Genomic DNA, 13,231 nt, shown 5'->3' with positions numbered 1-13,231 from the left:
CTGATGCTCCGGTTACAGACACCGAGACGAAGATCGCTTTAAAGAGCAGTTTTCGCCACAGTGTTCCTGTAAGGCCCATTGGCGGGGCTCGGCTGATGAACCGGTATGCGGCGCAGCTTGGGACAACGAGCGCGATAGTCATGCCATGGCGAAGACCTAGGGGCGGCGGTGCAACGCTGGTTCGCCCCATAAAGAGACTGTGGAAGGCGGCATTACATGCAGATACATACGAGGACGACGGGTGCGTTGGAAAATGGGGACAATGCGCAGGCGTTCGGTGCTGTTTGCCTAGAAGCGGCGGGGGAAAAAGGAGACGTGGCGCAAAACGTTTTGTTTGAGCGCGTCAGCGCGCGCTTGAAAGCTCAGGTCGGTCCTGATGTTTACGCCAGCTGGTTTGCGCGGCTCAAGCTGCATTCGGTATCCAAGAGTGTTGTACGTCTTACCGTTCCGACGACCTTTCTGAAGTCGTGGATCAACAATCGCTATCTCGATCTCATCACCGGCCTGTTCCAGGCGGAAGATGCCGAGATCCTGAAGGTCGAAATTCTGGTGCGCAGCGCGACAAGGCCGGGTGTAAAGCCGTCGGTTGATGAGCAGGCTGTCGTGCCGGATCAGGCTGCCGTAGCGCCGATCCGCCGCTCCGTTGCCCAGCCAGCCGGCCATGCAGCTGCTCAGGCTGTCAGTGCGGCCGCTGCTGCCCGCCCGGCTACGGCAGGTACGCCCTTGTTCGGCTCGCCGCTCGATTCCCGCTTTACCTTCGACACCTATGTCGAGGGCAGCTCGAACCGGGTGAGCCTTGCCGCCGCCAAGACCATCGCGGAAGCCGGTTCCGGCGCAGTGCGCTTCAATCCGCTCTTCGTTCACTCGACGGTCGGTCTCGGCAAGACGCATCTGCTGCAGGCGATCGCCAATGCAGCCGTACAGAACCCGCGCAACCTGCGCGTCGTCTATCTGACCGCTGAATATTTCATGTGGCGCTTTGCCACTGCCATTCGCGACAATGACGCGCTGACGCTGAAGGATTCGCTGCGCAACATCGACCTTCTGATCATCGACGACATGCAGTTCCTGCAGGGCAAGATGATCCAGCACGAATTCTGCCATCTGCTCAACATGCTGCTCGACAGCGCCAAGCAGGTCGTCGTCGCCGCCGACCGTGCGCCCTGGGAGCTGGAATCGCTCGATCCGCGCGTTCGCTCGCGTCTTCAGGGCGGCGTTGCCATCGAGGTCGAGGCGCCGGATTACGAGATGCGTCTCGAAATCCTCAAGCGCCGGCTGGAAGCTGCCCGTCTGGAAGATCCGTCGCTGGAAATTCCGGCCGAGCTTCTCTCGCATGTCGCCCGTAATGTCACGGCAAGTGGCCGCGAACTGGAAGGCGCTTTCAATCAGCTGATCTTCCGCCGGTCTTTCGAGCCGAACCTGACGGTCGAGCGTGTCGACGAGCTGCTTGCACATCTGGTCGGCTCCGGCGAACCGCGCCGTGTCCGCATCGAGGACATCCAGCGCATCGTCGCACGCCACTACAACGTCTCGCGTCAGGAGCTGGTCTCCAACCGCCGCACCCGCGTCATCGTCAAGCCGCGCCAGATCGCCATGTATCTGTCGAAGACCTTGACGCCGCGCTCCTTCCCAGAGATCGGTCGCCGCTTTGGCGGGCGCGATCATACGACGGTGCTGCATGCCGTGCGCAAGATCGAGGAACTGATCTCCGGCGATAGCAAGCTGTCGCATGAGATCGAGCTGCTGAAGCGCCTCATCAACGAATAGGCGGCGGGCAATATCCGCTCATCATTTCACGGCCGGCGTCATCGCCGGCCGTTTTCGTTGACGCCTTGTTCGGCTTGATGCGGATGCTCAACCGAGCCAGCGGCCGTCCATGCCGTGGTGAAGGTAACGCCAGCCTATGTCGGCGGCGTTGCCTGCGAGATTTCGGAAAACAGCCAGGCGCGCAGCGCCGCAATCGCCGGTCGTTCGAGTGCGCCCGGCAGATAGACGAGGTGATAGGCGAGTGCGCTGGCAAACCCTATCGGGAAGGGAGCGACCAGCTTGCCCTCCGCCAGCTCCTGCTCGACGAAGGACCGGCGCATGAGTGCTATGCCGAGCCCGGCCTGCATGGCTTGATAAGCTCCGATACCATCCGTGAAGACCGGCCCACGCGTGGCGTCGACGCGGCTTGCACCCGCAGCTTGCAGCCAAAGTTCCCAGTCGCGCCGATAGACATCATGGATCAGGGTCAGCTTCGCCAGGTCGTCGACGAGGGGCGAGGGGCCGAGTGACGCCGCCATTGCCGGCGTACAGACGGGCACATACTCGTCGTCGAGCAATCGCTCACTTGCCAGACCCTCATAGCCGCCAAGGCCGTGGCGAATGGCGACATCTATTCCGTCCCGCTGGAAATCCATGATGCGGTGAGAAGCGCTGATGCGCAGATCGATCTCGGGATGCGCCTGCTCGAAGCGGCGCAGCCTCGGCACCAGCCAATGGGTGGCAAAACCGGCTGTACAGGTAACCGTCAATACGCTGTCGTTCGCGCGCATGGTCAGCGCCGCAGTCGCCTCGCGGATGAGCCGGAAGGCCGTCCGCATGGTTGCGAAATATTCGGCGCCGTCCGACGTCAATGCGAGGCTGCGTGTCCGGCGCTCGAAGAGCCGCACGCCGAGCGCGCTTTCGAGGTCGCGAACCTGCAGGCTGATGGCGCCGGGCGTCACATGCAGCTCGTTTGCAGCCAGCGTCATGCTAAGATGACGGGCGGACGCTTCGAAAGCCCTGAGGGCCGAAAGAGATGGCAACTGATCCATAATGATTGAGTTAAGCTAAACCATAAAATGAGAAAGAGTCGTTTGTCAGAAAGCGGATATTGAGAGATTATCCTAGTAATTCTGGTGTTTGGCAAGCAAGCGAAAATAGGCGCCTGACAAGCTGAACTCAATCATTCGAAAGTGGGGGTTTGTCGTCATGCAGCAGAAATCCATGGGTGCGCTCGAGTGGGGCATGTTGGTGGCGCTATCATTGCTTTGGGGCGGCTCCTTCCTGTTCAACGGCATTCTGGTGCGGGAATTGCCGCCCTTCACCATCGTCACGGCGCGTGTGGCGCTTGCTGCCATTGCTCTTCATGTCATCGTGCGGATGACCGGACATTCCATGCCGCGCGATCGCCAGGCATGGCTTGCCTTCTTCGGCATGGGCTTCCTCAACAACGTCATTCCCTTCCTGCTGATCGTCTGGGGCCAGACGCATATTGCCAGCGGCCTCGCCTCGATCCTCAACGCAACGACGCCGCTTTTCGGCGTCGTGGTCGCGCATTTTCTGACCGCGGACGAGAAGATGACCGGCAATCGCCTGATCGGCGTCATCGTCGGCTTTGCCGGCGTGGCTCTGATGATAGGCCCGTCGGTGCTCGCAAGCCTAGGCGGCTCGAATGCGCTCGCGCAGCTCGCCGTGCTGGCCGCTGCCTTCACCTATTCGCTTGCCGGCATATTCGGCCGCCGCTTTCGCCGCATGGGCTTGGCGCCGATCATTCCCGCTGCCGGCCAGGTCACCGCCTCGACCGTGCTGCTATTGCCGATCGCGCTCTTTGTCGATCGTCCGTGGACGCTCGCAATACCCTCAAGCGAAACCTGGCTCGCGCTTGCCGGCCTTGCCATCCTCTCGACTGCGATCGCCTACGTGCTGTTCTTCCGCATTCTGGCAACCGCGGGGGCCACGAACCTGATGCTGGTGACGTTCCTCATCCCTGTCAGTGCCATCCTGCTGGGCGCGCTTATTCTCGGCGAAGACCTGCAGATGAAGCATTTCATCGGCATGGCGATGATCGCGGTCGGCCTTGCGGCGATCGATGGAAGATTACTCACCCTCCCTTCGAGGGGGAGGGTCGGCACATAGTGCCGGGGCGGGGTGATCTGGGTAAGCACTGAAGCCTCGATTGGCTCTTGGGGATCACCCCCACCCGCCGCTTCGCGGCGACCTCCCCCCTCAAGGGGAAGGTGACTAACAGGCGAGATCGGCGACGACAGAATCGAGAACCAGCATTCCCGACGGCGTGCAGCGCAGGCGGGAATTGCCGATCCGCTCGATGAAACCGTGTTCCAGTAAAAACGCCTCGCGCTGTGGATCGGGATCGCGTCCCGAAAGCTCCTGCCAGCGCACGAGATCGATGCCTTCCTTCAGACGCAAGCCCATCAGCAGCAATTCGTCGGCCTGCTCGTCGAACCCGAGCATTTCCTGATCGACCATGCCGTGGCCGTCACGCTCGACCATCTCAAGCCAGCTCTCCGGCTTGCGCTCGGTCGCTGTTGCAAGCTTCTGCGGGCCGTGGGTCAGGCGGCCGTGGGCGCCAGGCCCAATCCCGGCATAGTCGCCATAGCGCCAATAGGTGAGATTGTGCCGGCTCTCGGCACCCGGACGGGCATGGTTGGAGACCTCATAGGCCGGCATGCCCTCACGCTCGGTAATCTCCTGCGTCGCCTCATAGAGCAGCGCCGATTGGTCACCATCGGGCACGATCAGTTTGCCGGCCTTGTGGAGGCCATAGAAGGGCGTGCCTTCCTCGATCGTCAGCTGATAGAGCGAGAGGTGATCGACGGCGTAGGAAATTGCCTCCTTCAGCTCGCGTTCCCATTCCTCGACGGTCTGGTTCGGGCGGGCATAGATGAGATCGAAGGACATGCGCGGGAAGATCTCGCGCGCCAGCTTGATCGCTTTCAGCGCATCGGCGACGTCGTGCAGCCGGCCGAGGAATTTCAGGTCGCGGTCGTTCAGCGCCTGCACGCCCATCGACACGCGATTGACGCCAGCCGCGCGATAGCCGCGAAACCGTTCAGCCTCGACGCTCGACGGATTTGCCTCCATGGTGATCTCGATGCCGTCAGGCATGTGCCAGGTCCGGGCGATGCCGTCGAGAATGGCGCCGACAGTTTCCGGCTTCATCAGCGAGGGGGTGCCGCCGCCGAGAAAGACGCTGGTCACCGTCTTCGGGCCGCTGATCATCCGCATCGACGCCATTTCCTTCAGAAAGGCGGCAGCGAAACGCTCCTGATCAACTGGCTGATGGCGGACATGGCTGTTGAAATCGCAATAGGGACACTTGGCCGCGCAAAACGGCCAATGCACATACACGCCGAAACCGGGCTCGCCGGTATCCGGTAGCAATTGCGCGCCGCGCATCAGCTGTTGCGAATCCATGATATCCACGAAGTAAGCTTACGCCTCCAGGCAGGTTTCGACAAAGACCTTGAAGGCCCGGGCGCGATGCGAGAGTGCCTGCGGATCGCCAGGCTTCCAGCCATGCTTCTCCTCGGCGCTCATTTCACCAAAAGTGGTGTCGTACCCCTCCGGCTGGAAGATCGGATCGTAGCCGAAGCCCTGAGTGCCGCGCGGTGGCCAGGCGACCGTACCTTCGACCTCGCCGCGGAAAAGCTCGGTATGCCCATCAGGCCATGCCAGGCAAAGCACGCTGACGAAGCGCGCTGTGCGGCTTTCCGGCGATGTCGCGCCGGCTTTTTCAAGAGCGGTCTCGACCTTCTGCATCGCCATCGCGAAATCGCGGGTGCCGTCAGCCGTTTCGGCCCAGTTGGCCGTGTAGACGCCCGGATCGCCGCCAAGCGCGTCGATCACCAGGCCGGAATCATCAGACAACGCCGGCAGGCCGGAGGCATGCGCAGAGGCGAGTGCCTTGATCGCGGCATTTTCTTCGAATGTCGTGCCGGTCTCGTCCGGTTCGATGAAGTTGAGGTCGGCGGCCGATTTGGCGGTGAAGCCGAAGGGGCCGATCAGATCCTCGATTTCGCGGATCTTGCCGGCATTGTGGCTGGCGACGACAATGGTTTTGGTATCGAGCTTACGCATGTCCTGTTCCGTCATAGGCCCCAGATGCGGGGTTCTGCGCATTCCAGGCTGTTGCCGGCCGGATCGCGGAAATAGATCGAGCGGCCGCCATTCGGCCAGTGAAAATCGGTTTCTATGGCAATGCCGGCAGCCTTCAGCCTCTGCGCCATTGCCTCGATATCGTCACCGGTGACGCGGAAGCACACATGACCATGGCCCGTCGTCCCATGCGAAGGCACGGGAAGGGCGTCCGGTTCCGGTGGCTTTATCGTCTCGGCCGGATTGAAGATCAGCAGCACGCCTGATCCGCAACGGTAAAAGATGTGGCGATTGCCGCCGCGTGAGATCTTCTGCAAACCGAGAATGTCGCCGTAAAAAGCTTCGGCGGCATCGAGATCATCGGCATAGAGAGCCGTTTCCAGGATGCTTTCGAGGGCCGTATCTGCCATTGCAAGATGTCCTTAGGCGATTGCCTGCTTCTGCAGATCCACCAGTTCGGCAATGCCGTTCTTGGCAAGGCCCAGGAGCGTCGCGAATTCCTCTTCGCTGAAGGGCGCACCCTCCGCCGTTCCCTGGATTTCGACGATGCCGCCCTTGCCTGTCATGACGAAATTGGCGTCGGTTTCAGCCGAGGAGTCCTCGAGATAGTCGAGGTCGATGACCGGCTGGTTGGCGAAGATGCCGCAGGAGATGGCGGCGATATGATCCTTCAGCACCCGGTCCACCTTGACCATATTGCGGCTTTCCATCCACTTCAGGCAGTCGTAAAGCGCGATCCAGCCGCCGGTGATCGAGGCCGTGCGCGTGCCGCCGTCGGCCTGGATGACGTCGCAGTCGACGGTGATCTGACGTTCGCCGAGTTCCTTCAGATCGACGACCGCGCGCAGCGAGCGGCCGATGAGGCGCTGGATTTCCTGCGTGCGGCCGCCCTGCTTGCCGGCTGCGGCCTCGCGCTTCATGCGCTCGCCGGTGGCGCGCGGCAGCATACCGTATTCGGCCGTGACCCAGCCCTTGCCGCTGTTGCGCAGCCATGGCGGCGTCTTGTCCTCAAGGCTTGCCGTGCAGAGCACATGCGTATCACCGAACTTGACCAGGCAGGAGCCTTCGGCATGCTTGGAAAAATTGCGCTCGAACGACACTTTGCGCATCTGGTCGGTTTTTCTGCCTGAAGGCCGCATTCCACTCTCCTGAAAGTTTGTCGACCGCTTCTACGACCCGTAGGCGGCTTTTGCAAAGGAAAAGCAGGTCGAAAGGCCCGGCGGCGGCGCAGGCAGCATTTTTCCCTTTCGCCATTGCTAACTGAATGATTATATTTTGGCCAAGGCTCAACGAAATGGATTAGACAGCGAAATGGTATTCACGACATCGTCGGTTTCGGATGTCATTGCTGCACTGGACGAACGATCCAAGGAAGTTTTCCGCCGTATCGTCGAGGGCTATCTGGAGAATGGCGAGCCGCTTGGATCGCGCAATCTATCCCGCCTGCTGCCGATGTCCCTGTCGCCGGCCTCCGTGCGCAATGTCATGAGCGATCTGGAAGAGCTGGGGCTTATCTATTCGCCGCATATCAGCGCCGGCCGGCTGCCGACCCAGGTCGGGCTGCGTTTCTTCGTTGACGCTTTCATGCAGGTCGGCGATCTCTCGGCCGAGGATCGCGCCACCATCGATCGCCAGGTCCGCGGCAGCAATCGCGATCAGCCGATGGAATCTGTCATGACCGAGGCGAGCCGCATGCTCTCCGGCATTTCACGCGGCGCCGGGCTGGTGATCACCTCGAAGAACGACCCGGTGCTGAAGCACGTCGAATTCATCCGCCTGGAGCCGACCAAGGCGCTCGCCGTGCTGGTGGGCGAGCATGATCAGGTGGAAAACCGCATCATCGAACTGCCGGCCGGCGTCACCTCCTCGCAGTTGACGGAGGCGGCGAATTTCCTCAATGCCCATATGACGGGCCAGACCCTGCCGGATCTGCGCCGTCAATTGCAGACATTGAAGGAGAGCGTGCGTCACGAGCTGGATACGCTGTCGCGAGAGCTGGTCGAGCGCGGGATCGCCGTCTGGTCCGGTGGCGAGGACGAAGGCAAGCCGACGCAGCTCATCGTGCGTGGTCACGCCAATCTCCTGTCCGAAATCGCCGGCGCAGAGGATCTGGATCGGCTGCGCCTGCTCTTCGATGATCTCGAAAAGAAGGACAGTCTCATCGAGATCCTCAATCTGGCCGAAAGCGGACCGGGAGTGCGCATCTTCATCGGCTCGGAAAACAAGCTCTTTTCGCTTTCCGGCTCCTCGCTGATCGTCGCGCCCTATCGCGACGACGACGATCGCATCGTCGGTGCCGTCGGCGTAATCGGCCCAACGCGGTTGAACTACGCCCGTATCGTGCCGATGGTCGATTATACGGCCCAGTTGATTTCGCGGCTGTCGCGCTCGGGAATGTAGTTCCGGATCCCGGCTGTGCGGCGGCGTGTCCGGCCCGATCGGAGATGGATGGCGGAGGTCACCGCTTTGAGTTCTCGATCAACACTCCTTTCTCAATGCCACCATATCGGGAATTGGCTGTTCTTCTCGACAAAGCCTTGATTTTTTCCGGGTAAACCTCGATATCGGGCACATCCAAAAGACAAAGCAATTCGGAGACCGTCATGACCGACGAAACAACGAAAACCGGACCTGACGCCACGGCGGCTGACGCTGCTGCGGATTTCGCTCAAGAAGCAGCGGAAACCGTGGATGCGACGGAACCGTCTCAGCCGGACCCGGTGGAGCTGCTGAAGGCCGAAAACGGCGAACTGCGTGACCGCTATCTTCGCCTCGCCGCCGATATGGACAATCTTCGCCGGCGTACCGAGCGCGAGATAAAGGACGCAAAGTCCTACTCCGTGGCAAGCTTCGCCCGCGACATGCTCGCCGTGTCGGATAATCTGCGCCGCACGCTGGATGCCATTCCGGCTGAAGCGCGTGCCAGCGCCGATGCCGGTCTGCAGACGCTGATCGACGGCGTCGAGTTGACGGAGCGCGCCATGCTCTCCGCCCTCGAGCGTCACGGCGTACGCCAGATCGAGCCTGTCGGGCAGAAGTTCGACCCGAATTTCCACCAGGCGATGTTCGAAGTGCCGAACCCTGAAGTGCCGAACAATACGGTGGTGCAGGTGGTGCAGGCCGGCTTCGTCATCGGCGAGCGCGTTCTGCGCCCGGCCATGGTCGGTGTCGCCAAGGGCGGCCCGAAGATCGTCGAGAATGCCGAGGGCGCCAACAGCCCGCTCGACGAAAAAGACGCCTGATCCATACACGAGAACAAAAAATAAGAGCCGGATGATTTCAGATCATCCGGCTCTTATTTTTGCCTTGGTCCGATGCGATCCAGGCCAAGCCGTTAGAGCATGATGCCGAAAAGTGTAAGCGGTTTTCGGACGACATCATGCTCCAACTATTTGATTCTAGAGCGGATTGAGATTTTAGGTCGAACAGACCTAAAATCATCCGGCTCTAGGCGGCGTTGGATGCCTGTTCCTCGTTGAGGAAAGCATAGATTGCCGAAGCGGAATCGGTGGCGCGCAGCTTGGCGACCAGATCCTGGTCTCGCAAAACGCGGGCAATGCGGGACAGCGCCTTCAGATGATCAGCGCCTGCGCCTTCGGGCGCGAGCAGCAGGAAGACGAGATCGACGGGTTGATCGTCCAGAGCCTCAAAATCGACAGGCGCCTCAAGGCGCGCGAAAATGCCGGCGATGGACTTGATGCTGGCGAGCTTGCCATGCGGGATGGCAATGCCATTGCCAACGCCGGTGGAACCAAGGCGCTCGCGCTGCAGCACGACATCAAAAATCTCGCGTTCGGGAAGTCCGGTCAGTTTCGAGGCTTTGGCCGCCAGTTCCTGAAGCAGTTGTTTTTTGGAATTTGCCCTCAAGGCGGGGATGATCGCATCTTGGTGTAGCAAATCTGCCAATGCCATTCTCTTTATCCTTCGTGTCGCCGAGAGCCGGTAACGGGAAAAAGCGGCGGCCGGGTGCTGTTACGCGCCGCCGCCGCTTACCTTCTATTCTCAGCCTTTGATATTGGCCGCGTCGATCCAGCCAATGTTACCGTCCTGGCGGCGGTAGACGATGTTCAAATGTTCCTTGCCGGGGCTGCGGAAGAGCAGCAACGGTTCGTCGGTCATGTCGAGCGCCATCACGGCGGTCGCCACCGACATGGTCTTCAATTGCTTCGTGCTTTCGGCAACGATCACCGGCGCGAAATCGGCTGCAATTTCCTCGTCGTCATCCGGTACGCCATCCATGACGGTATAGGCGACTTCAGCCTGGCCGTTTATGTGGTTGCCGGCCTGATGATCCTTAAGCTTGCGTTTGTAGCGGCGCAGGCGCTTCTCGATGCGTGCAGACGCTGCGTCGAACGCCAGCTGCGGGTCCATGGCCTCTCCGGCAGCATGCAACACGACACCACTGTCGAGGTGAAGCTTGCAATCGGCCGCGAAGCGGGAGCTGGATTTCTGCACCGTTACCTGACCCGAATACCCCCCGTCGAAGTATTTCGTCACGGCCATACCGATCTGGTCCTCGATCCGCTGACGGAAGGAGTCACCAATTTCCATATGTTTACCGGAGACACGCACACTCATGGAGTTTCCCTTCTTGTAGTGGTTATTGCGCGTATCAGTTTACGCCAAGCCTCAAGCTCATCCAAGCACTTCACGCGGTCAAAGACAAATTGCGTATTTCGACCGCCTTCGGGATGATGGGGATAAGTTTCATGGTCGTGCTATCTTGCAGCGATTGCGGCGGGCTTCTAGCCCTGCCACATGGGAAAGTCAACTGCATCTTAACGGACTGTTAGGAGATGAACACCCTGCGGTTGAAAGGCGACAATCGTCAGAAACTGCCGACTTTTGCCAGCGCCCGCTTTTCACGACGCCGCTGCACGGACGATGGGATGTTCATGGCTTCCCGGTATTTTGCAACCGTACGGCGAGCAAGCTCGATGCCGCCGCCTTTGAGCGTATCGACGATATCGTCGTCCGACAGAACTGCATCCGGGCTTTCGCCCGATATCAGCAGGCGGATTTTGTGGCGCACGGCTTCGGCCGAATGACCGTCGCCACCCTCGACGGCGCTGATCGAGACGGTGAAGAAATATTTGAGCTCGAACATTCCGCGCGGCGTCAGCATGTATTTGTTCGAGGTGACACGGCTGACGGTCGATTCGTGCATCTTGATCGCGTCGGCCACGGTCTTCAGATTAAGCGGCCGCAGATGATCGACGCCATGGATCAGGAAGGCATCCTGCTGCCGCACGATCTCGCTTGCCACCTTCATGATGGTCTTGGCGCGCTGGTCCAGGCTGCGGGTCAGCCAGTTGGCGTTCTGGAGGCATTCCGACAGGAAGGCGTGGTCCTGGCTCGTTTTGGAGACCGACGCGAAATAGGACTGGCTCACCAGCACTCGGGGCAGGGCATCGGGATTGAGCTCCACCAGCCAGCTGCCGTCGGTGGAGGGGCGCACGACGATATCGGGCATGATCGCTTCGGACACGCTGGTCTCGAAGCAGCTGCCGGGCTTTGGGTTCAGCTGGCGAATTTCCGCCATCATGTCGAGCAGGTCTTCCTCATCGACGCCGCAGAGCCGCTTCAGCGATGCGAAATCGCGTCGCGCCAGAAGCTCCAGATTTTCGATCAGCCGCTCCATGGCCGGATCGAAGCGATCTTTTTGCCGGAGCTGGATTTCCAGGCATTCGCTGAGGGAACGGGCAAAGATGCCGGGAGGGTCCAGCAGCTGCAGGGTGGCAAGCACGCGCTCCACATCCCCGATTGCCGAGCCGAGGCGCTCCACCGTCTCGTTCAGATCGGCGCGGAGATAACCGGCATCGTCGAGCTGGTCCACGAGGTGCTGTGCGATCAGCCGATCACCCATGGCGGGAAGCGAAAAGGGGATCTGTTCGTTCAGATGGTCGCGCAGCGATACCTGGCCGGCGACGAAGTCGTCCAGATCAAAGCTTTCGCCCGCTTCCCCGCCGGGCATGGATTTCCATTGGCTCAGCAGCTCGGGCGCATCGGCCCGCTGCGGGCTTCCGTCGTCGGGGAAGACATCGCTGAAATTGGTGTCGAGCTCGTTGTTCAGCCTGTCGGCATTGCCGGTATTTTCGTTCTCGTACCAGTCACTGGCAAGGTCGCTGCTGTCGAAGGTCTCGTCGCGGCTATCGCCCGTGCTTTCGAAGGAATCGTCCTTCGTTTCGCGATCGCCGTGGCTGCCCATATCTTCGTCATTTGACGCAAATTCCAGCAGCGGATTTTTCTCGACCTCCTGGCCGATGAATTGTGTCAGTTCGAAATGAGTCATCTGCAGCAACTGGATGGATTGCATCAGTTGCGGTGTCATCACCAGGCTTTGGCTTTGGCGCAGGAAAAGATTGGCCGATAGTGCCATGGCGGACGCGAGACTCCCCTTGAACTCCTCGGGAATTCGCGTTTTCCGTCACTAAAATCTTCGCGAAATTCCAACTGGCCCAAAAATTGCTTTTTTATAAGATTTGGTCAAGCGGAACTGTGAAGCAAAGGTAAATTTCCGCCCCTTTGCAGATCTATGTAATATTAAGGGGCGAGCAGCTCGAATTTAAGCCAATCAAAGGCTGAAATTGTCACCGAGATAGAGTTTCCGAACTTCCGGATTGCTGACGATATCATTGGCTCTGCCATGCGTGAGCACTTCGCCGGCATGAATGATATAGGCGCGGTCGATCAGGCCAAGCGTTTCACGGACATTGTGGTCGGTAATCAAGACGCCAATCCCGCGCGCCGTCAGGTGATGCACGAGGTTCTGGATGTCGGCGACCGAAATCGGATCGACACCGGCAAAAGGCTCGTCGAGCAACATGAAGGTCGGGTCGGTCGCCAGCGCGCGGGCGATTTCCAGACGCCGCCGCTCGCCGCCCGAAAGCGCGATCGCCGGCACGGTGCGCAGATTGCGAATGTGGAATTCCTCCAGCAATTCGTCGATCTTGTGCTCCCGCTTTGCCTTGTCCTTTTCGTGAACCTCGAGCACGGCGCGGATATTCTGCTCCACCGTCAGGCCACGAAAGATCGAGGCTTCCTGCGGCAGATAGCCGACACCGAGCCGCGCACGACGATACATGGGCATCGAGGTGACGTTGTTGCCGTCGATCTCGATCGTACCTTCGTCCACCGGCACCAGCCCGGTAATCATGTAGAAACAGGTCGTCTTGCCGGCGCCGTTCGGCCCCAGCAGACCCACTGCTTCGCCACGCCGCACGACCAGCGAAACGCCGTTCACGACACGGCGTCTACCATAGGTTTTGGTGAGGCCGCGCGCGATCAGGGTGCCCTGATAGCGCGCTTTATCCGCGGCCGGCGCACCGGATGCCGCAGAGGATGGCCCGGGCATGCCGGGTAAGGTGGT

13 protein-coding genes are annotated in these 13,231 nt (G+C 60.3%); 4 read left to right on the top strand and 9 right to left on the bottom strand.

What is annotated here, in order from left to right; genetic code table 11:
* The first annotated feature begins 216 nt into the window (after positions 1–216).
* A complete protein-coding gene (gene dnaA, locus A6U86_RS27160) occupies positions 217–1,767 on the top strand; it encodes a chromosomal replication initiator protein DnaA (RefSeq protein WP_068397711.1) in 1,551 nt (516 codons plus the stop codon).
* A 134-nt stretch (positions 1,768–1,901) separates the two neighbouring features.
* On the opposite strand, the gene gcvA is transcribed toward dnaA, so the two are convergent.
* A complete protein-coding gene (gene gcvA, locus A6U86_RS27155) occupies positions 1,902–2,798 on the bottom strand; it encodes a transcriptional regulator GcvA (protein WP_174070050.1) in 897 nt (298 codons plus the stop codon).
* Positions 2,799–2,955: 157 nt separating this feature from the next.
* Between gcvA and A6U86_RS27150 the strand changes: the two genes are divergently transcribed.
* A complete protein-coding gene (locus A6U86_RS27150) occupies positions 2,956–3,882 on the top strand; it encodes a DMT family transporter (protein ID WP_068397707.1) in 927 nt (308 codons plus the stop codon).
* 105 nt (positions 3,883–3,987) lie between these two features.
* On the opposite strand, the gene hemW is transcribed toward A6U86_RS27150, so the two are convergent.
* The 4 genes from hemW to rph are packed head-to-tail and all read right to left on the bottom strand — an operon-like array spanning position 3,988 to position 7,001.
* Positions 3,988–5,181, bottom strand: a complete 1,194-nt coding sequence (gene hemW, locus A6U86_RS27145) for a radical SAM family heme chaperone HemW (RefSeq protein WP_068397705.1) — start codon at positions 5,179–5,181, stop codon at positions 3,988–3,990.
* A gap of 18 nt (positions 5,182–5,199) precedes the next feature.
* Positions 5,200–5,844, bottom strand: a complete 645-nt coding sequence (gene rdgB, locus A6U86_RS27140; RefSeq protein WP_068397958.1) for an RdgB/HAM1 family non-canonical purine NTP pyrophosphatase — start codon at positions 5,842–5,844, stop codon at positions 5,200–5,202.
* 11 nt (positions 5,845–5,855) lie between these two features.
* Positions 5,856–6,272, bottom strand: coding sequence for a VOC family protein (locus tag A6U86_RS27135; protein WP_068397702.1), 417 nt, complete (start codon positions 6,270–6,272; stop codon positions 5,856–5,858).
* 12 nt (positions 6,273–6,284) lie between these two features.
* Positions 6,285–7,001 (bottom strand): ribonuclease PH, encoded by a 717-nt coding sequence (gene rph, locus A6U86_RS27130; RefSeq protein WP_068397699.1) that lies wholly within the window; start codon positions 6,999–7,001, stop codon positions 6,285–6,287.
* A gap of 172 nt (positions 7,002–7,173) precedes the next feature.
* Here rph and hrcA point away from each other — a divergent pair, with 172 nt between their 5' ends.
* Positions 7,174–8,262: a heat-inducible transcriptional repressor HrcA gene (gene hrcA / locus A6U86_RS27125; protein ID WP_068397695.1), complete on the top strand. Its 1,089-nt coding sequence runs from the start codon at positions 7,174–7,176 to the stop codon at positions 8,260–8,262.
* A 203-nt stretch (positions 8,263–8,465) separates the two neighbouring features.
* Positions 8,466–9,104, top strand: a complete 639-nt coding sequence (gene grpE, locus A6U86_RS27120) for a nucleotide exchange factor GrpE (RefSeq protein WP_068397692.1) — start codon at positions 8,466–8,468, stop codon at positions 9,102–9,104.
* A gap of 205 nt (positions 9,105–9,309) precedes the next feature.
* On the opposite strand, the gene ptsN is transcribed toward grpE, so the two are convergent.
* The 4 genes from ptsN to lptB form a co-directional block, all read right to left on the bottom strand.
* A complete protein-coding gene (gene ptsN / locus A6U86_RS27115; RefSeq protein ID WP_068397686.1) occupies positions 9,310–9,774 on the bottom strand; it encodes a PTS IIA-like nitrogen regulatory protein PtsN in 465 nt (154 codons plus the stop codon).
* A gap of 90 nt (positions 9,775–9,864) precedes the next feature.
* Positions 9,865–10,440: a ribosome-associated translation inhibitor RaiA gene (gene raiA / locus A6U86_RS27110; protein ID WP_068397684.1), complete on the bottom strand. Its 576-nt coding sequence runs from the start codon at positions 10,438–10,440 to the stop codon at positions 9,865–9,867.
* Positions 10,441–10,690: 250 nt separating this feature from the next.
* The gene (rpoN, locus tag A6U86_RS27105; RefSeq protein ID WP_068397682.1) at positions 10,691–12,241 is read right to left on the bottom strand and encodes an RNA polymerase factor sigma-54; all 1,551 of its coding nucleotides are present in this window, start codon (positions 12,239–12,241) and stop codon (positions 10,691–10,693) included.
* Positions 12,242–12,436: 195 nt separating this feature from the next.
* Positions 12,437–13,216: an LPS export ABC transporter ATP-binding protein gene (lptB, locus tag A6U86_RS27100; RefSeq protein WP_068397680.1), complete on the bottom strand. Its 780-nt coding sequence runs from the start codon at positions 13,214–13,216 to the stop codon at positions 12,437–12,439.
* Positions 13,217–13,231: the final 15 nt, after the last annotated feature.

Origin of the sequence: Rhizobium sp. AC27/96 (assembly GCF_001692325.1) — a bacterium.
Taxonomy (GTDB): domain Bacteria; phylum Pseudomonadota; class Alphaproteobacteria; order Rhizobiales; family Rhizobiaceae; genus Rhizobium.
This window is presented reverse-complemented; position numbering and strand designations above follow the sequence as displayed.